13 protein-coding genes are annotated in these 18,755 nt (G+C 72.7%); 8 read left to right on the top strand and 5 right to left on the bottom strand.

Features of this window, described 5'->3' with window-relative positions:
- Positions 1-16: 16 nt before the first annotated feature.
- The 3 genes from ACFYZL_RS10930 (at position 17) to ACFYZL_RS10920 (ending at position 3,713) form a co-directional block, all read left to right on the top strand.
- Positions 17-1,528, top strand: a complete 1,512-nt coding sequence (locus tag ACFYZL_RS10930; protein WP_384744893.1) for an APC family permease — start codon at positions 17-19, stop codon at positions 1,526-1,528.
- Positions 1,529-1,540: 12 nt separating this feature from the next.
- On the top strand, positions 1,541-1,957 hold the full coding sequence (locus ACFYZL_RS10925) for a universal stress protein (RefSeq protein ID WP_384744895.1): 417 nt from the start codon (positions 1,541-1,543) through the stop codon (positions 1,955-1,957).
- Positions 1,958-2,087: 130 nt separating this feature from the next.
- Positions 2,088-3,713 carry a cytochrome bc complex cytochrome b subunit gene (locus tag ACFYZL_RS10920; RefSeq protein WP_384744896.1) on the top strand — a complete coding sequence of 542 codons (1,626 nt, stop codon included), beginning with the start codon at positions 2,088-2,090 and terminating at the stop codon, positions 3,711-3,713.
- 8 nt (positions 3,714-3,721) lie between these two features.
- Here the strand turns inward: ACFYZL_RS10920 and ACFYZL_RS10915 are convergent, their stop codons facing one another.
- The 3 genes from ACFYZL_RS10915 to ACFYZL_RS10905 form a co-directional block, all read right to left on the bottom strand.
- Complete coding sequence (locus ACFYZL_RS10915; RefSeq protein ID WP_384744898.1) at positions 3,722-4,117, bottom strand: cytochrome c oxidase subunit 4; 396 nt, start codon at positions 4,115-4,117, stop codon at positions 3,722-3,724.
- Positions 4,107-5,804 (bottom strand): cytochrome c oxidase subunit I, encoded by a 1,698-nt coding sequence (gene ctaD, locus ACFYZL_RS10910; RefSeq protein ID WP_388678044.1) that lies wholly within the window; start codon positions 5,802-5,804, stop codon positions 4,107-4,109. Before ctaD ends, ACFYZL_RS10915 begins: the two co-directional genes overlap by 11 nt.
- A gap of 158 nt (positions 5,805-5,962) precedes the next feature.
- On the bottom strand, positions 5,963-7,780 hold the full coding sequence (locus ACFYZL_RS10905; protein ID WP_388678041.1) for a hypothetical protein: 1,818 nt from the start codon (positions 7,778-7,780) through the stop codon (positions 5,963-5,965).
- Positions 7,781-8,159: 379 nt separating this feature from the next.
- On the opposite strand from ACFYZL_RS10905, the gene ACFYZL_RS10900 reads away from it, so the two are divergent.
- Positions 8,160-9,662, top strand: a complete 1,503-nt coding sequence (locus tag ACFYZL_RS10900) for an FUSC family protein (protein WP_388678038.1) — start codon at positions 8,160-8,162, stop codon at positions 9,660-9,662.
- A 21-nt stretch (positions 9,663-9,683) separates the two neighbouring features.
- Here ACFYZL_RS10900 and ACFYZL_RS10895 read toward each other — a convergent pair whose 3' ends face one another.
- Positions 9,684-10,223 carry a hypothetical protein gene (locus ACFYZL_RS10895; protein WP_388678035.1) on the bottom strand — a complete coding sequence of 180 codons (540 nt, stop codon included), beginning with the start codon at positions 10,221-10,223 and terminating at the stop codon, positions 9,684-9,686.
- A 120-nt stretch (positions 10,224-10,343) separates the two neighbouring features.
- Here ACFYZL_RS10895 and ACFYZL_RS10890 point away from each other — a divergent pair, with 120 nt between their 5' ends.
- Positions 10,344-13,274 carry a BTAD domain-containing putative transcriptional regulator gene (locus tag ACFYZL_RS10890; protein ID WP_384750203.1) on the top strand — a complete coding sequence of 977 codons (2,931 nt, stop codon included), beginning with the start codon at positions 10,344-10,346 and terminating at the stop codon, positions 13,272-13,274.
- A gap of 7 nt (positions 13,275-13,281) precedes the next feature.
- Here ACFYZL_RS10890 and ACFYZL_RS10885 read toward each other — a convergent pair whose 3' ends face one another.
- On the bottom strand, positions 13,282-15,582 hold the full coding sequence (locus ACFYZL_RS10885; protein WP_384750200.1) for a HelD family protein: 2,301 nt from the start codon (positions 15,580-15,582) through the stop codon (positions 13,282-13,284).
- 140 nt (positions 15,583-15,722) lie between these two features.
- Here ACFYZL_RS10885 and ACFYZL_RS10880 point away from each other — a divergent pair, with 140 nt between their 5' ends.
- From ACFYZL_RS10880 to ACFYZL_RS10870, 3 genes are all read left to right on the top strand, one after another.
- Positions 15,723-16,304, top strand: coding sequence for a GNAT family N-acetyltransferase (locus ACFYZL_RS10880; protein ID WP_384750197.1), 582 nt, complete (start codon positions 15,723-15,725; stop codon positions 16,302-16,304).
- 182 nt (positions 16,305-16,486) lie between these two features.
- Positions 16,487-17,623, top strand: coding sequence for a nitric oxide synthase oxygenase (locus ACFYZL_RS10875; protein WP_384750194.1), 1,137 nt, complete (start codon positions 16,487-16,489; stop codon positions 17,621-17,623).
- Positions 17,624-17,671: 48 nt separating this feature from the next.
- Complete coding sequence (locus tag ACFYZL_RS10870) at positions 17,672-18,745, top strand: lactonase family protein (RefSeq protein WP_388678030.1); 1,074 nt, start codon at positions 17,672-17,674, stop codon at positions 18,743-18,745.
- Positions 18,746-18,755 lie beyond the last annotated feature (10 nt).

Genomic DNA, 18,755 nt, shown 5'->3' with positions numbered 1-18,755 from the left:
GCCTGACGATGCGTACATGGCCCAAGACGTTGAGAGCGGTGGCGGTGCGGGGGACGACGACCTCGAACCGGGTCTCAAGGCGAACGCGATCGGCTTCCTCGACGCCCTCGTCATCGGCCTGAACTCGACCTCGCCCGCCTACTCGCTGGCAGCGGTCCTCGGGCCGATCGTCGCCCTGGTCGGGATCTACGCGCCGGGGGTGATGCTGGCGTCCTTCGTGCCGATGCTGCTCATCGCCGCCGCCTTCTACTACCTCAACCGGGTCGACCAGGACTGCGGCACGACGTTCTCGTGGGTCACCCGGGCCATGGGCCCCTGGGCGGGCTGGTTCGGCGGCTGGGCCATCGCCATGACCGGCGTGCTCGTCATCGGCTCGCTGGCCGACGTGGCCGTCCGGTTCGGTCTGCTCACCTTCGGCCTGGACGACTGGGCCTCCAACGAGGCCATCCGGCAGGGGCTGGCCGTCGTCGTGATCCTCGTGATGACCCTCATCTGCGTCATCGGCACCGAGCTCTCCGCCCACCTCCAGGACGTCCTGATCCTCGCCCAGGTCTTCTTCCTCCTGGTCTTCGCCGTCGTGGCCATCTACCGGGTCTACGCGGACACCAGCACCCTCCACGCGATCGATCCGTCCATCGAATGGCTCAACCCCTTCGGCGCGGGCGGCGCCGCCCTCACCGGCGGACTGCTGCTGGGCGTGTTCATCTACTGGGGCTGGGAGTCCGCGGTCAACCTCACCGAGGAGGTGGAGAACTCCGCCACCGCGCCCGGGCGGGCCGGCATCTGGTCGACCGTCATCCTGCTGGTGACGTACCTGTCCGTCGGCTTCGCCGTCGTCGCCTACGCCGGCACCGAGTTCCTCGCCGAGAACGCGGGCGAGGAAGAGGCCGTGTTCGCCGTGCTCGCCCACGAGGTCATGGGCGGCTGGGACTGGATGGTGCTCGCCGCCGTCTGCACCTCCGCGCTCGCCTCCACCCAGACCACGATCATCCCCGCCTCCCGCACCGCACTGTCCATGGCCCGCCGGCACGCGCTGCCGCACCATCTCGCGCACATCCACCCGCGCTTCCGGACCCCGAGCGTCAGCACCTGGTGGGTGGCCGCCATCGCCATCGGCTGGTACCTCGTGGTCAACCAGATCAGCGAGAACGCCCTCCTGGACTCGCTGACCGCGCTCTCCCTCCTCATCGCCTTCTACTACGCGCTCACCGGGCTGGCCTGCGCCGTCTACTACCGCCGCCACCTGTTGGAGTCGCCGGGCAACTTCCTGCTCATCGGCGCGGGCCCGGTGATCGGCGCCGGCCTGCTGATCTGGCTGCTCGTGGAGTCGGTGGGCGACATGTCGAACCCCGAGAACTCCGCCAGCGGGGTCTCCTGGTTCGGCCTCGGCCCGCCCCTGGTCATCGGCATCGGCATCGCCGTCGTCGGCGTGCTCGTCATGTGCTGGTGGCGGATCCACGACGGCAGGTTCTGGAGCGAGCGGCGGAGCGTCGTGGACCCGGCCCTCGTTCGCGGCCGGAAGAGCTGAGGAGGAGCCCTCATGTCCGTGGTCCTCGGGTACGACGAGTCGCCCGGCGCGGAGCGCGCCCTGCGCGTCGCGCTGGAGGTGGCCACCGCCTTCGGCGAGCCCCTCGTCCTCGTCTACGGCGTGGCGGCCCCCGGCGCGGCGGGCGAGGAGTACCAGGCTCACGTGGAGGCCCTGCGCCAGGCGGGCCGCAGTGCCCTCGCGCACGCCGTCGAGGCCGCCGACGAGGCCGGGGTCCCCTCGACCGTGGAGGTCGTCGACGAGAAACCGGCGCAGGCCCTGCTCGACGCCGCCGAACGCCACGACGCGCGCGTCATCATCGTCGGCACCTGGGGCGACAGCCCGATCCGGGGCGCCCTCCTCGGCTCCACCCCGCACAAGCTCCTGCACCTGTCCCCGGTGCCGGTCCTGTGCGTGCCCACCGAGAGCTGACGCCGGGAGGAACGCACGCAGCCGTCCCGTGTCTGAATTGATGACGGAGAGTGTGTTTCGGTAGCTTTGCGTGGATTCCGGGCGGCTCGGCCGGCCCAGCGGTGGGAGCCCGGACGGGAGGTGCGTGCCGGTGCTCGGTTCGACGCGGAAGGCGCGGCGCGCGGCGGTGCGCGGGTTCGAGGAGCTGGACGCCCGGTTGCCGCTCGCGGAACCGGCCCGGAACGGGGTGCGCAAGGTGTTCCCCGACCACTGGTCGTTCCTGCTGGGGGAGCTGGCCCTGTACAGCTTCGTCGTACTCCTGCTGACCGGTGTGTTCCTCACGTTCTTCTTCGATCCGTCGATGCGGGAGACGGTCTACCGGGGCCCCTACGAGCCGCTCCAGGGCGTGCCCATGTCGCAGGCCTACCTCTCCACCCTGAGGATCGGCTTCGAGGTCCGGGGCGGACTGCTGATCCGCCAGATGCACCACTGGGCCGCCCTGCTCTTCGTGTCCGCCATCGGGGTGCACATGCTCCGGGTGTTCCTCACCGGAGCGTTCCGGCGCCCGCGCGAGCTCAACTGGACGATCGGCGTGACGTTGTTCCTGCTGGCGCTGCTGGAGGGGTTCGCCGGCTATTCGCTCCCCGACGACCTGCTGTCGGGCACCGGGCTGCGGATCGCCCAGGGGATCATGCTGTCGGTCCCGGTCGTCGGCACGTACCTGAGCTTCCTCGTCTTCGGAGGCCAGTACCCCGGCGAGGACATCGTGTCCCGCCTCTACCCCGTGCACATCCTGCTGGTCCCCGGCCTGCTCACGGCGCTGATCACCGCGCACCTCCTGCTCGTCGTCACGCTCAAGCACACGCACTGGCCGGGGCCGGGCAGGACCGGCCGCAACGTCGTCGGACTGCCCTTCTTCCCCCAGTACACGGCCAAGTCCGCCGGGCTGTTCTTCGCCCTCTTCGGGGTGCTCGCGGCCCTCGGCGCCGTCGCGCAGATCAACCCCATCTGGACCTACGGCCCCTACCGAGCCGACGTGGTCTCCATCGGCTCCCAGCCCGACTGGTACGTCGGCTTCCTGGAGGGGGCACTACGGCTGATGCCCGGCCTCGAAACCCGGCTGTGGGGTCACACGATCGCGTGGAACCCCCTGGTGACGGCCGTACTCCTGCCCGGTCTGCTCTTCACCGTCCTGTACGCCTACCCGTACTTCGAACGCTGGATCACCGGCCCGACGGGCGAGCGGCACCTCTGCGACCGTCCGCGCGACCGGCCCGTCCGCACGGGGCTCGGCGTGGCGGCCGTCTCCTGCTACGCCGTCCTGCTGCTCGCCGGGGCGCAGGACATCCTGGCGTTCGTCTTCGACGTACCACTGCCCGGCCTGACCCGGGCGCTGCGGATCGCCTTCTTCCTCGTACCGGTGGCCGCCTTCTGGCTCACCAGGCGCGTGTGCCTGGCCCTCCAGTGGCGCGAGCGGCGCCTGCTGACGGACGGTGAGGAGTCCGGCCTCGTGCTCCAGGGCGCGGAAGGCGGCTTCGAGCCGCAGCACCGGGAGCTCACGCCCACCGAGCGGTACGCCGTGCTCGCGCGGGAGCGGCCCCTGCCGCCGGCTCCCTCCGGCCGCACCCGACCGCGCCGGCGCGACCGGCTCCGGTCGGCCCTCGGCGCCTGGTACCACCAGGACCGGATCGACTTCCCGGCGACCCCGAAGCAACGCCGGCGGGCCGCGGGAACCACCAGGGGCCCGGACCGGGAGCGGCGCTCCGGGGAGCGCTGACCGCCGGCCTATTCCGCTTCCGGGTGGCCGAGGTTCTGGAAGGCGAACCCCACGACCCCCGGCAGCAACACCCCGAACCCGATCAGGCAGAGCCACAGCCCCTCGACCACGCCCAGGCCGATCAGCGCGCTCCCCGCCGCCGCCAGGACGGGGAAGAAGCTGCGCGCGGGGAAGAAGAACCGCCGGCCGGCCGCCTCGCGCACCTCGGCCTCCCCGCGGTCCTCCGGACGCTCGCCGCCCCGCCGGTACTGGCGCCACAGGAAGGCGGAGACGAGGGCCGCCATGACGAAGGCGACGCAGAGCGCAGCGGTCCCGGCGGGCTCCCGGGACAGCCAGAAGTAGACGGCGGCCGTGACCCCGAAGAACAGGGCCGTACCGGTGAACAGCCAGGCCTCACCCTTCACGGGGCACCTCCGAGTGGTGCAGGTCGAATGCGGGGGACTCCGAGCGGATCCGCGGCAGGGAGTGGAAGTTGTGCCGGGGCGGCGGACAGCTCGTCGCCCACTCCAGGGAGCGGCCCCATCCCCACGGATCGTCCACGGTGACCCGGGTGCCGTGGCGGCCGGTCCGCCAGACGTTGTAGAGGAAGGGCAGCGTCGACAGGCCCAGCAGGAACGAGCCGATGGTGGAGACGGTGTTGAGCAGGGTGAAACCGTCGCTCGCGAGGTAGTTCGCGTACCGCCGGGGCATGCCCGCCTCGCCCAGCCAGTGCTGGACCAGGAACGTGGTCTGGAACCCGGCGAACAGGGTCCAGAAGTGGATCTTCCCGAGGCGCTCGTCCAGCATCCGCCCGGTGAGCTTGGGCCACCAGAAGTAGAAGCCGCCGAAGGTGGCGAAGACGATGGTGCCGAAGAGGACGTAGTGCAGGTGGGCGACGACGAAGTAGCTGTCCGTCAGGTGGAAGTCGAGCGGCGGCGACGCCACCAGCACGCCCGTCAGGCCGCCCAGGAGGAAGGTGACGAGGAAGCCGACGCACCACAGCATCGGCGTCTCGAAGGAGAGCGACCCCTTCCACATCGTCCCGATCCAGTTGAAGAACTTCACCCCCGTGGGCACGGCGATCAGGAACGACAACAGCGAGAAGAAGGGCAGCAGTACGGCCCCCGTCGCGAACATGTGGTGCGCCCACACCGTCGCGGACAGACCGGTGATCGCGATCGTGGCCCCGATCAGGGAGACGTATCCGAACATGGGCTTGCGGCTGAAGACCGGAAGGATCTCGCTCACCACGCCGAAGAACGGCAGCGCCACGATGTAGACCTCGGGATGCCCGAAGAACCAGAACAGGTGCTGCCACAGCAGGGCGCCCCCGTTCGCCGGGTCGAAGACGTGCGCGCCGAACGTCCGGTCCGCTTCCAGGACCAGCAGCGTGGCCGTGAGCACCGGAAACGCCAGCAGCGCCAGCACCGAGGTGAAGAGGACGTTCCACGTGAAGATCGGCATGCGGAACAAGGTCATGCCCGGCGCGCGCAGGCAGATGATCGTGGTGATGAAGTTGACCGCACCCAGGATCGTGCTCAGTCCCGACACGGCCAGCCCCATCGCCCACAGGTCGGCGCCGGTCCCGGGGGAGTAGCGCAGGCCGTTCAGGGGCGCGTACGCGAACCACCCGAAGTCCGCGGCCCCGTACGCGGTCAGGAATCCGGACACGACCAGCAGGCCGCCGAACAGGTACACCCAGTAGGTGAAGGCGTTCAGCCGGGGGAAGGCGACGTCGGGCGCCCCGATCTGCAACGGCATGATCGCGTTGGCGAAACCGGTGAAGGTCGGCGTCGCGAACAGCAGCATCATGATCGTGGCGTGAATGGTGAACGCCTCGTTGTACTGCTGGTTCGACAGGATCTGCAGCCCGGGGCGGGCGAGTTCGGCCCGCATCGCCATGGCCAGCGCGCCGGCGAAGAGGAAGAAGCAGAAGGCCGTCACCAGGTAGAGGTTGCCGATCACCTTGTGGTCGGTGGTCGACAGCCACCGCAGGACGGCGGACCCCTGACCGGCCCGCCGCTCGGTCCGCCGCCACTCGCTCCGCTGTCGCTCGGCCGTGTCGGGAGCGACGGGTGGTGGCGCTTCCGTCGAAGGGTCCACCGACGTCATCCGTCCTCCAGAGAGCCTCGCCGCCGCGCCTGCATCCCCTTCCCCTACAGGCTCCCGTTCCGCGAGGACCGGCGGCGCGCCGCGAAGCGGGCCGCCTACCCCCGGGTGCCATGTTCCGTGGCTTTTCGAGGGGCAGGGGCCCGCCGCGCCCGTGGAGATCAGCGCAGGCAGCCCACGATCTGGACCGAGGTCCTGGCGCTCCCGGTCAGTCCGGAGGCCGTGTCGGTGGCGGAGAACACGAGCGGGTACGTCCCGTCCGCCAGCAGCGGCACCCGGAACCGGCCGGAGGCACCGGCGCCGATCGTCACCGGTCCGTTCGGGCCGATGATCTGCCAGGTCGTGGCCTGCGGGTCGGTGATGGCCCGGTCTCCGGGGCGCGTGCGCGCCGTACCGCCGAAGGGCTCCTCGCAGCCGCGCCGGAGCTCGCCGCCGGCGCCGGGCTGCTGGATGGAGACCGCCGGGGCCTGCGGCTGCGCGGAGGGCGAATGTCCGGGCTGGGTGGCGGGCGGCCGGCCCGGGCCGCCGGTCGTCGGGCCGGGGCTGTTCGGCGTACGGGGCGTGGGCGAGGCGCTCGGCGACCCGCCGGAGCTGGGCGAGGGCGAGGCGGAGCCGCCGGGCAGCGGGGTGGCCGAGTTCACGGGCCCGGACTGCGACGGCTCCGTGTCCAGGGCGGGCGGCAGCACCGGCCGGTTCACGGTGGGCGGCGCCGCGCCCTTGTCCGGGGAGGTCGGCTCGGCGTCGATGGTGCCGCAGACGGCGCTCGCGACCATCCGCTGGCTGTCGGGGACGGGGCGGACGCGCAACTCGTTGTCGCCGGCGCCGTGCGCGTGGTTGTCGAAATAGACGTTGCCCGTCAGGGTCTCGCCATCGGAATGCTCGATCCACACCGTGTCGTGGTAGTCGATGCCGGCCTGCTGCTGGTTCTGACCGGTCACGTGCCAGTCCTTCACCGGTCGGCCCGACGTCCCCGGCGTCGGTCCGTCCGCCGACGCGTACAGCCAGCCGTCACCGAAGAAGCGCTGCGGGTTGTTGCTTCCCCCCTCGCTGTCCGCCGGGAACCGGAAGCCGCCGCCCAGTACCAGTTGGCCCTTCGGGCATTTCACGGTGGCGTCCGCGGTGCCCTTCGCCCCGACCGCGACCGTGGCGGTGGCGATCGAGACGTCCTTCAGCTTGACGCAGACCGGCCGCACGTCGACCGCGTAGTTCGACTGAGGGGGTTGCGGGTCCAGGATGCTGGTCTTGCGCTCCGCCGCTTCGGAGTTCCACATCCGGAACGAGCCCGTGCTCAGTTCCGTACCCGGATTGACCGAGACGGTCCAGGTCGCGGGCGTCGGCCTCCCGGCCACCTCGTACGTGGTCAGCTTGTCCATGGGCACGGGCGCCACGGCCCGCCCGGGGACGTTGCGCGCCGCCCGGAACTCGACTCCGAGCATCGTGAAGTCGCTCCCGCACGCGGGCCTCGCCTCCGCCCTGCGGTAGGCGCCCGCGAACGGGCCGTCGGTCGACAGGTCGTGGACGGGGCCCTCGTCGTGGCTGGTGATCTTCACTTCGTGATCCTTGAAGGCGTGCGCCGCCCGGGGGGTGAACTCCTGGTGCGGTGCGAACTCGGGTTTGGCGTTCACGCACAGCGCGTACGAGGTGAGGGTGACGGGCGCGTCTCCCGGGTTGTACGCCGCCGCCAGCCATGCCGCGCCGACGAACTCGCCGGCCGTCGAGAAGCCGGCGCCGCCGACCGCGTACCCGCCGCCCAGCGCGGTCTCGTGCTTCTCGCACGGTGCGATCACCGACTGTTCGCCGCCTGCGGGCACCTGCGCCGACGCACTGCGTTGCACGACCACCACGTGCGGCTTCCCCTGCGTGGTCCACCACACGCCGGCCCCCGCGGCGCCGCCGACCACCAGCACGCCCGCGGCCACCGAGGCCGCGGTCTTCCCGCTGATCGTTCCACCCAGTCTCGCGAAGACCCCAGAGCCCATGTCTCCCGCTCCTCACCCCTCCGCCCGCCTGCGTACCCGCGGGGCCGTGGGCAATGTAGCGGCGCCAACCGGCCGATCCCAGGGGTGCGGATCCACCTGCCACGACGTTTGCCGTCCGTTGGTCTTCCCGTGGCCGAGGATCACGGGCCGACGCTGTGCCATTGGCCCACTCATTCGCCGCCCGGTTGAACCATTGCCCTCTACATGCTTATCTGTGTCCTATCCATGTATCTACGGCGCCGCGCAGCGCCGGACCGGCAACGAGGCCGGACCGGACCGCGGTGCCTTCGTCGTGTCCGTACGCCTCCCACCACCCCCGGGCGGCCGCCGGACACGGCGCGCAGCATCGCAAGGGGGGCGGCACACCGCCGTGAAGAGGATGTTCGTTGCTCCGGACCCGGGGCGCACGAGACTGCGGAACTCGGCCCGCGCGGCGATCGGCGTCACCGCCGGCGTGGCCCTCGCCGAACTGTGCGGTCTCTCCCTCACCGCTTCCATCACCGGGGGACTGGCGGCCCTGCTGGCCCTCTTCACCGTCCTGGACCCGAAGGTGCAGGCCCAGCGCCTCACCACCGCCCTGCTGCCCGTCGTCGGATTCCCGGTGCTGGCCCTGGCCGCCGGCCTGCACACGATGCCCGTCGCCCGGGACGCCGCGTTCCTCGCCGTCGTCCTCGCCGGGGTCTACGCCCGCCGCTGGGGGCCGCGCGGGCACGCCCTCGGCGTCTTCGGCTTCATGATGTTCTTCGTCACCCAGTTCCTGCACGCCGTGCCCGCGCAGCTACCCGAACTGTTCGCCGCCGTCGGACTGGCACTCCTCGCCGCGGGCGCCGTGCGCTTCGTCCTGTGGCCCATCGAGCGGCGCACCCCGCCGCCGCCCGTCCCGCCCGGCCTGCCCGGCACCGGGCTCGCCCGGCCCACCACCCGGCAGGCCTTCCAGGCCACCGCCGCCTGCGCCTTCGCGCTCGTCATCGGCCAGTACCTCTCCGAGGACCGCTGGTACTGGGCCGTCGGCGCCGCCTGGTGGATCTTCGTCAACACCACCTCCCGCGGGGAGACCCTCGTACGGGGCTTCCGCCGGGTGCTCGGCACGGTCGTCGGCATCGCCGCCGGCCTGCTGATCGCCGTACCCCTGCACGGAGCGCCCCTGCCGACCGCCGTGCTCGTCATCGTGTGCGTCTTCGGGATCTTCTACACCGCGGCCCCCTCGTACTCCTGGATGATGTTCTTCGCGACCGTCATGGCCGGGCTGCTCTACGGTCTCCTCGGCGTCCTGCACCCCGGTCTGCTGCTCCTGCGGTTCCAGGAGACCGCGGTCGGCGCGCTCGGCGCCGCCCTCGCCGTGGTCCTGATCCTGCCGGTGACCACCCACGCCACGAACTCCGCCTGGATCCAGCGGGCCCTGCGCTCCGTCCACGCGGCGACCGCCGAGGCCACCGCGCGCCTCGCGGGATCCCCCACCGCGGATCCCGCGCCGCACGCCGCCGAGCTCGAGGTCCTGCTGGCCCGGGTGCGGATGGCGCTCGCCCCGCTGGTGCACCCGCTGAGCCCGTTCCGGGGCCGCAAGGAGCGCGCGGGGCAGGTCATCGCGCTGCTGGACGACTGCGCCCGCGAAGTCCGCGGCCTCGCGGCGGTCGCCGCCGACCCGGACGCGAGCCACGACGCCCGCCTCGCCGCGGCCTGCTGGCGCGTCGAGGCGGCCGTGGAGGCGCTGACCGCCGCCGAGGAGAAGGACGGCCAAGAGCACACCGCCGCGCCCGGGACGGTCCCCCGGGCCGCCGCGACCGAACCCGCGCTCGCGCACCTGTACGGCCTGGAGGAGGCCCTCGCCGGCCTCGCCGCCCCCCTGCGCAGTTCGCGCCCCTCCCCGCTGGTCGACGCCTGACCCGGTCCGCGAGCCCCGGCCCTACCGGGGCTCGCGGACCAGCGGGTACGGCCGGCCCGCCAGCCAGATGCGGTCCTGCGCGTCCACATGGCAGCCGAGGCGTTGCGGAAGACCGCGCAGGTACGCGACGGCCGGGCCGGTCAGCCGCACCTTCCGGGCACCGAGCCGGCTGATCCCCCTCGGCGCGCTCAGCGAGGCCAGCCAGGCGGCGAGCTCCCAGTGCAGCTCGACCGTGTACGCGTCCCCGGACTCCCTCTCCCGTGCCAGTGCGTACAGGACGTCCCCGTAGCGCGCGTGGTCCAGGACCGCACGCACCGCCGCCTCGATCCCCGTCAGCCCGGCGTCCACCTGGTCGCAGGCGAAGACCCGGCCGGCCCGGGCCCGGGCGTACGCGAACCAGCTCCCCGTACGGGACGGGACGACGTACCCGACCGGATAACCGCCGGGCAGACCGTCGTCCACGCAGACGTACACGATCCCGGCGGCATCGCTCCGCTCCCGTGTGAGGAAGAGCCCCCGCGTCATCAGCAGCGCTGTCAGAGATCCGTCGATGACGGTCATGTCCGTGCTCCTCACCCGCTCGTGGCGGCGGCCGCACCCCTCGTGGCGGCCGCCGCGCTTGCGCAACCGTCGCCGCAGGCGCTGCAATGCGGATGAACTTCTGATGATGTGCGGCACGGGGTGGAGGCGTTCGAAGTGGGGGCGGGAACTCGTCGCGGGTTACGGCTCGCGGTGCTCGGCACCGTACGGGCCTGGCGTGACGGCAGGCAGCTGGCCCTCGGGCCCGTCCGGCAGCAGGCGGTCCTGGCCGCCCTGGCCCTGCGGCCCGGCCTCCTGGTGAGCGGCGAGCAGCTGCTCGACGGGGTCTGGGGGGACAAACCGCCGGGCTCCGGCCTCAAGGTCCTTCCCAGCTACGTCTACGCACTGCGCAGGAGACTCGACGAGCAGGGCACCGCGCCCGCGGATTCGGTGATCCGCGGGGAACGGGGCGGATACCGCTTCGCCGACGACGCCGTCCGCCTCGACGCCGACGACCTGGCCCGGCTGGCCTCCACCGCCCGCCGCGCGAAACGGTCCGGCGATCCGGCCGGCGCGGCGGACCGGCTGTCCGAGGCGCTCGCCCTCTGCGACGGCGAGCCGCTCGCCGGGCTGCCCGGACCGTACGCCGACGCCGAGCGGCAGCGGCTCCTGGAGCGCCTGCGCGCGGTACGGCGAGACCACCTCGAATGCCTGGTCCTGCTGGGCCGGTTCACCGAAACCCTGGACGAACTCGCCGCCCAGTCGGCGGCCGCTCCGACCGACGAACCCCTCGCCGCGCTGCGCATGCGCGCCCTGCACGGCTGCGACCGCCAGGCCGAGGCACTGAACGTGTACGAGGACCTGCGCAGGCGCCTGAAGCGCGAACTCGGCGTCGACCCCGGCGCGGAACTCCAGCGGGCGCACCAGGCGGTCCTGCGCGGAGCGGACGTACACCTCCCGAGGCCACCGGCGGCAGGGCCCTTCGCCCCCGCCCGCCCCGGACCCCGCCGCGCCGTCAACGAACTGCCGGGCGACGCCGGCCGGCTGATCGGACGCGAGGCCGAACTGGCCCGGCTGACCGCCCCGTCCGCGCCCGGATCGGTGCTGGTCGTGACGGTGGACGGCACGGCCGGCGTCGGCAAGACGGCGCTCGTCGTCCGCGCGGCCCGAGAACTCAGCGCCGAGTACCCGGACGGCTGCCTGTTCGTCGACCTGCGCGCGCACAGCACGGGCCGACGCCAGTCGCCCGAGCAGGCACTCCAGCGACTGCTGCGCTCCCTCGGCGCGGCCCACGGCGAGCTGCCGAGCGACCTGGAGGACCTCACCGCCGCCTGGCGAGCGGCGACCAGCCCGCTGCGACTGCTCCTCGTGCTGGACGACGCCCTGGACGCGGACCAGGTCCGGCCCCTGCTGCCCGCGGGAGCCGGCAGCAGGGTGCTGGTGGCGGGCCGGCGCAGGCTCGGCGAACTCGACGCCGACCGGCGCGTCACCCTGGAGCCGCTGGCGAGCGGGGACGCCGTGTCCCTGCTCGCGCACCTCATCGGAGAGGAACGCGCGAGCAGGGAGCCGGACGCGACGGACCGGCTGGCCGGGCTGTGCGACGGGCTGCCGCTCGCGCTGCGCATCGCCGGGTCACGGCTCCAAAACCGCGGCAGCTGGACCGTCGGGTACCTGGTGGACCGCATGGCGGACGACGATCGCCTGCTCGGCGAGCTGAGCGTCGGGGACCGCAGCGTCGAGGCGGCCTTCCGGCTGTCGTACGACCAGCTCACCCCCGGGCAGCGACGCGTGTTCCGGGCCCTGGGCCTGGCACCGACGGTCGAGTTCGACGTGCTGACACCCGCGGCCATGCTCGGACAGGCGCCCCGGGACACCGAGCGGGTCCTGGAGGACCTGGTCGACACCAGCCTGGTCCAGCAGCCGCTGCCGGGCCGCTACCGGTTGCACGACCTGGTGCGCGTCCACGCGCGACGGATCGCGCAAGCCGCGCCGGAGCAGGCCGCCACCACGCGCAAGGCCGCGCTCCGCCTCTACCTCGACGCCGCACGGACCACCAGCGACTGGGGACCCGGCGCCTTCCCGGCCGACCCCGCGTCCTCCTCGCCCACCGGGTTCACGGACTGGCGGGAGGCGGAGGCATGGCTGGACGCGGCCGGCGGTGAACTCACCGACGTCGTCGGACACGCCGCGGCCCTCGGCGAAGCCGATCACGCCTGCCGGATCGCCGAGGCGCTGTGCGACTACTTCGTACGGCAGGGCCGCTACCACGAGAGCCAGACCGCGCTCGAGACCGCGCTCGCGCACGTGGACGAGGCCACGGACCCGCGGATGCCCGTCGCCCTGCGCAACTGCCTGGCCTACACCTCCCTGTTCCAGCGCCGGTACGCACGGGCGCGGGCCCTGTTCGCCGAGGCCGCCGATCTCGGCAGGCTCCGGCCCGACCCGTACGAGGAGTCCCGGACCCTGACCGGGCTGGCGGCCCTCCACATCAGCCTGGGCGAAGGCGCCCTCGCGGTCGCCCACGTCAAGGCGGTGACCGACGCGCCCCGGCAGCCCCTCAACGACTGGGTCGCCTCCATGGCACTGGTCATCCAGGGCCTCGCCCACCAGTTCGACGGGCGGAACGAAGCGGCGCTGGCCTCCTTCGCCGATGCCCGTACCCACGCCGAGGCCGCCGGGCGGCCGCGCATGACCGGCCGGGTCCTGAGCTGCGCCGCGGACATCCATCTCCGCCTCGGCCGCCACACGGAGGCCGAGGAGCTGCTCCGCGCGGCGGTGGACCTGGTCGCGCAGGGCGGGGACCTCTTCCTCTGCGCGCGCAGCCTGACCCGGCTGGGCACCGCGCGCCAGGGCGTGGGTGACCCGGGCGCCGCCATCGCCCTGCACCACCAGGCCCTGTTCCTGCACGGTGCGCTGTCGCCGCTCACCGAACCCGGCCACGACTGGCTGGAGATGGACATCCGCAGCCGCCTGGCCCGTGCCTACGTGGCGGCCGGACGCGTCCCCGAGGCGCGCGAGCAGTGCCGGACCGTGCTCGACGTCCACGCGGCCCGTGCGCACCGGGCGCGGGTGGCGGCACCCCACTCCTCCTGAGAGGGGGTCACCCCTCCGCCCGGCCGCCGGGCGCGAGTCCGCGCAGCCCCGCCGGGAGCCGGCCGGGGCTGTGCAGCACGCCGAGGGACTGGGTGGCCCGGGTCAGGGCCACGTACAGGTCGCTCGGCTGGAACCCGTCCGGTTCCACCACGATCACCGTGTCGAACTCCAGCCCCTTGGCCTGGCGCGGGTCCAGCAGGACCGCCTCCCGGGTCAGGTCAGGCTCCTCGCCCGCCCGTACCCCCGGCAGCACGGCCGCCAGCTCCGCGTGCAGGGGGCGCGGGGCGATCACCGCGAGCCGGCCTTCGGCGGGCCGCTCCGCCTCCACGGCCCGGGCGAGCGCCCCGGGCAGCTCCGCCGCGGCGCGCGCCCATGGACGCACCCCCGTGGACCGTACGGAACTCGGCGGCCGGAAACCGTGATCGCGTTCGCGGAGCACGGCCGCCGCCACCTCCATGATCTCGGCGGGCGTGCGGTAGTTGACCCCCAGCCGGACCAGTTCCCAGCGCTCGCCCACGTACGGGGAGAGGATCCGCTCCCAGGAACCGCAGCCCGCCTCCTCCGCGGTCTGCGCCGGATCGCCGACCAGGGTCATCGAGCGGGTCGGGCAGCGGCGCATCAGCAGCCGCCAGGCCATCTCCGACAACTCCTGAGCCTCGTCCACGATGACGTGCCCGAAGGCCCAGGTGCGGTCGGCGGCCGCCCGCTCGGCCGTACTGCGGTGGTCGGCCTCCTCGTAGCGCTCGGCCATCCGCTCGGCGTCGATGATGTCGTGCGCCGCGAGGTACTCGTTCTCCTCGTCCTCGAACTCGTAGGACTCCGAGCCCTGCGACAGGTCCAGTACCCCCTGCGCGTACGCGATGCGCCGTGCCCGCGCCCGCTCCTCCTCGGCCCGCCGGGCGGAGTCGTCCTCGCCGAGCAGCTCGGCGGCCTCGTCCAGCAACGGAACGTCGGCCGGGGTCCACTCCGGGCGGGCCGAAGGCGCGCGCCGGATCAGCTCGGCCTCGTGCGGGGGCAGGTGCGTGGGCTCCGCCAGGAAGTCGGCGACCAGTTGCTGCGGGGTGAGAGAGGGCCACAGCGAGTCGATCGCCGCGTGCACGGCGGGGCTCATCGCGATCTCCTTGCCCAGTTGGGCGACGTCGTCGGAGCCGAGCAGGTTGGGGCCGCCGTACGGATCGGCGCCCAGCCGGTCGGCGAGCTGCGCCGTGAGCGCGTCGATGATCGGGAAGGCGAAGGCGGGACGCGCCTGGTTGTGCGGCAGCCCGGTGGCGCGGGCCCGGTCCCGGGCCTCGTGGGCCATGGTGCGGTCCAGCAGCAGGGTCCCGTAGTCGTCGTGGTCGATCTCCAGCGCGGGCTCGGGGACCGCGTCGTACTCCTCGCCGGTGTCGGCCGGCACCGTCTCCGGCAGGCACTGCCGGTCGGCGACCACCCGGGCCAGCACCTCGGCCATCTCGGCCCGGCCCTTCACGGCGGCGGCCCCGGGGCGGTCGGTCCCCGTGGCGTGCACCCCGGGGAACAGCTCACCGGGAGTGGCGAGCAGGACGCCCGTCTCGCCGAGCGCGGGCAGCACCCCGCCGATGTACCCGAGGAACGCCGGGCCCGGGCCGACGATCAGCACGCCGCGCTTGGCCAGCAACTCCCGGTGGGCGTACAGCAGGTACGCGGCACGGTGCAGCGCCACCGCCGTCTTCCCGGTGCCCGGGCCGCCCTCGACCACCAGCACGCCGCGGTGCGTGGAGCGGATGATCCGGTCCTGCTCGGCCTGGATGGTGCGCACGATGTCGTGCATCCGGCCGGTCCGCGCGGCGTCGAGCGCCGCGAGCAGCACCGCGTCCGCGTCGGCGCCCTCGTGGCCGGTGCGCTCGGTGTCGGTCAGATCGAGGATCTCGTCGTGCAGGGAGGTGACCACCCGTCCCCGACTGGCGATGTGCCGGCGGCGGCGCAGCCCCATGGGGGTGTGGCCGGTGGCGAGGTAGAAGGGTCGGGCCACGTCGGCGCGCCAGTCCAGGACGAGCGGGGTGCGTTCCGCGTCGTCGGCGCGGATTCCGATCCTTCCGATGTGGTGGTCACGGCCGTCGGAGAACTCCAGACGGCCGAAACAGAGACCGTTCTCCCCGGCATTCAGAGCCGACAGCAGACCGGACTGCTCCGCCACCAGGACATCGCGTTCCAGCCGGGCCTGTGCCCCGTTCCCGACCTCGCGCAATGCTCCTGCCACGGCGTGTTCGGCCTGGTCACGCAGGTCGTCGAGACGCCGATAGAGGTCCGTGACGAATTGCTGCTCTTTCCGGAATTCCTCGGTTGACAATTGAACTCCCACCGCGCTACAGTGTCCTCGTAAGGTTGTTCACGCTTTTGTCTTCAGCAAGGCGTGAATCAATCAATATACGCTCTCCTCTCCCTCGGCAGTGAATTCGGCCGGGGGATTTTTTGCGTACCGTGGATCTCATGACCATCGCACACGGCTCCGCCGACGGCATCGTCTACCGTCCGGCCCGTCCCGAGGACGCGGGTGCCATCGAGGCCCTGGACGGCTCCTTCACCACCGCCACGGTCTTCGAGGTCGCCCCCGCCGAAGGGGGCCTCGGCTTCCTGCTCCGCGAGGTCCCCGCGGACCCGCCGGTCTACAAGGAGTTCCCACCCGAGGAGCACGACGAGCAGGGGCTCGGCCGCGGCTCGGGCGCCGACGCGGACGGGCGCACGTACGTGGCCCTCGACGGCGAGCGGGTGTGCGGCTTCGTCGCCGCCGGCTACGCGGCCTGGAACCGCCGCCTGACCATCGAGGACATCGAGGTCGCCCCGGACCGCCGGGGGCGGGGCATCGGGCGGGCGCTGATGGGGTGCGCGGAGGAGTTCGCCCGCGAACGGGGCGCCGAACACCTCTGGTTGGAGGTGAGTTCGGTCAACGTCCCTGCGGTGCATGCCTATCGGCGCATGGGATTCGTCCTCTGCGGCCTCGACACCACCCTGTACGGGGGCACGCCGTCGGCCGGCGAAAGGGCGCTCTTCATGGCCCGGCCCTGCGGTTGACGGATGGTACGCCCCGTCAGTTCCCTTTCGCAGGTGAATGGTTGAAGAACACACGGAGGAGTGTTCCGGGCGCGCCCGTCGCACTTCGCTGACCTGCGGCATGTACAAACGGTGATTGTCTCTTGCACATTCATCCGGCATGTACAGGGTGGATCTGGTCGGACAGGGGGTAACCGCCCGGAATGGAAATCCTTCAACAGCGCGCCACCACCGCTCAGGTGTGGGAAGCGGCCGAGGAGTTCATCCGACTCTTCCACAGGGAGAGCCACGGCGCGGGCGATCCGCGCACCCGGCTCGCCGAGGTGCGGGCCGAGCTCGCCGACACCGGCACGTACCGGCACACCCACGCGGAGCTGGTCCACGGGGCCCGGGTCGCCTGGCGCAACAGCAACCGCTGCATAGGCCGGCTCTATTGGAACTCGCTGCGGGTCCGCGACCGCCGCGGGCTCACGGACGCCGACGAGATCGCCGCCGAGTGCTTCGAGCACCTGCGCGAGGCGACCAACGGCGGCCGGGTCCGGCCCACCATCACCGTCTTCGCCCCGGACACCCCGCAGAGCCCCGGACCGCTGATCTGGAGCGAGCAGCTCGTCCGGTACGCCGGTTACGGCGACCACCCGTCGATAACCGTCGGCGACGCCCGCAACGCCCCGCTCACCGAGGCCCTGCTGAGGCTCGGCTGGGCCGGCGGCGCCGGTACCCCGTTCGACCCGCTCCCGCTCGTGGTCCAGGGGGTCGACGACAAACCCCGCTGGTTCGACCTCCCCGCGGACGCGGTGCTGGAGGTGCCGATCGAGCACCCCGAGGGCGACGGCTGGGCCGACTGGGGGCTGCGCTGGCACGCCGTACCCGCCATCTCCAACATGTGCCTGGAGATCGGCGGCATCCACTACCCGGCGGCCCCGTTCAACGGCTGGTACATGGGCACCGAGATCGGCGCCCGCAACCTGGCCGACACCGACCGCTACAACCTCCTTCCGGCCGTCGCCCGGCGCCTCGGCCTGGACACCGGCAGCGACCGCTCGCTCTGGAAGGACCGGGCGCTCGTCGAGCTCAACCGGGCGGTGCTGCACTCCTTCGACCGCGCCGGGGTCACGATCGCCGACCACCACAGCGAATCCCGGCGCTTCCTTTCCCACATGGAACGGGAGGAGCGCAAGGGGCGCGAGGTGGGCGCGGACTGGTCCTGGATCGTGCCGCCGATCTCCGGCTCCGCGACCCCGGTCTTCCACCGCACCTACGAGGACCGGCCGAGCAGCACCGCGTACGTCCACCATCCCGGCGCGGAGGAAAGGGCGCAGGGGCGCGATTTGGTCTAGACCCTTCTGTTACGGTCGGCTCCGAACCGATCGACGGAGGGACAGGGCATGGGCGACACGACGGCCGGCGAGGCGGAACACCGGGTCCACATCGGCTCGTTCACCTCGTCGGGCGGGCGCGGGATCACCACCGCGGCCCTCGACCCGGCGACCGGAGCCCTCGCGGAGCTCTCCACGACCGACGCGCTGGCCGATCCCTCGTACCTCGTGGCGGGCGTGCACGCCGGGGTGCTCTACGCGGTGAGCGAGAGCGCCGAGGGAGCCGCCGGCGCCTTCGTCGCGGAGGGCCGGGGGTTGCGGGCGCTCGGGGACCCGGTGCCGGTCGGCGGCGCCGGCCCCACCCACCTCGGTGTCGCCGGGCCGTGGCTGCTCACCGCCCACTACACCTCGGGCGGCGTCGGCGCCCTCGCCATCACCGGGGACGGGTCCCTGGCAGGGCCCCCTCGGGTGCTGCCCCACCGCGGATCGGGTCCGGACCCCGAGCGCCAGGAAGGCGCGCACGCCCATCACGTACTGGCCGACCCCGACGGCCGCTGGGTACTGAGCGTGGACCTGGGCGCCGACCGGGTGCGCGTCTGCGCCCTGGACGCGAGCACCGGCACGCTGCGGCCGCACTCCGCGACCGCGCTGACCCCCGGCAACGGCCCGCGCCACCTCGCCTTCCACCCGGACGGGGAGGTCGTGTACGTGGTGAACGAGCTGAGGCCGCTGCTGACCGTCTGCCGGTGGGACGCGCGGGCAGGGGTGCTGGAACCGGTCGCGGAGGTTCCGATCGCCGCAGAGCCCGCTCCGGCGGGCGTCAGGGCCTATCCCTCCGCGATCGTGGTCGCGCGGGACGGCCGCTTCGTCTGGGTCGCCGTACGCGGCACGGACACCCTCGTGACGTTCTCGCTCGCCGACGGCCCCGAGGAACCCCGGCGGACCGACACGGTGGAGTGCGGGGGGCGTTGGCCCCGCGACCTCGCCCTCGACCCCTGGGGGACCCGGCTCTACGCGGCCAACGAGCATTCGGGGGACGTCACCTGGTTCGACGTGGATCCGGTGACCGGGCGGCCCGGCCGAGCCGGTTCGCTGCCGGTCCCGGCCGCCACCTGCGTGCTGTTCGCCCGCGCCGTCTCCTGACCCGCTCGCG

Source organism: Streptomyces sp. NPDC001717 (genome assembly GCF_042892775.1).
GTDB lineage: Bacteria > Actinomycetota > Actinomycetes > Streptomycetales > Streptomycetaceae > Streptomyces.
This window is presented reverse-complemented; position numbering and strand designations above follow the sequence as displayed.

Bases quoted from the DNA above. Each gene is read 5' to 3' on its own strand.
- ACFYZL_RS10930 (WP_384744893.1), top strand. From the start codon at position 17: ATGGCCCAAGACGTTGAGAGCGGTGGCGGTGCGGGGGACGACGACCTC.
- ACFYZL_RS10925 (WP_384744895.1), top strand. From the start codon at position 1,541: ATGTCCGTGGTCCTCGGGTACGACGAGTCGCCCGGCGCGGAGCGCGCC.
- ctaD (WP_388678044.1), bottom strand. From the start codon at position 5,804: ATGACGTCGGTGGACCCTTCGACGGAAGCGCCACCACCCGTCGCTCCC.
- ACFYZL_RS10905 (WP_388678041.1), bottom strand. From the start codon at position 7,780: ATGGGCTCTGGGGTCTTCGCGAGACTGGGTGGAACGATCAGCGGGAAG.
- ACFYZL_RS10900 (WP_388678038.1), top strand. From the start codon at position 8,160: ATGTTCGTTGCTCCGGACCCGGGGCGCACGAGACTGCGGAACTCGGCC.
- ACFYZL_RS10895 (WP_388678035.1), bottom strand. From the start codon at position 10,223: ATGACCGTCATCGACGGATCTCTGACAGCGCTGCTGATGACGCGGGGG.
- ACFYZL_RS10880 (WP_384750197.1), top strand. From the start codon at position 15,723: ATGACCATCGCACACGGCTCCGCCGACGGCATCGTCTACCGTCCGGCC.
- ACFYZL_RS10875 (WP_384750194.1), top strand. From the start codon at position 16,487: ATGGAAATCCTTCAACAGCGCGCCACCACCGCTCAGGTGTGGGAAGCG.
- ACFYZL_RS10870 (WP_388678030.1), top strand. From the start codon at position 17,672: ATGGGCGACACGACGGCCGGCGAGGCGGAACACCGGGTCCACATCGGC.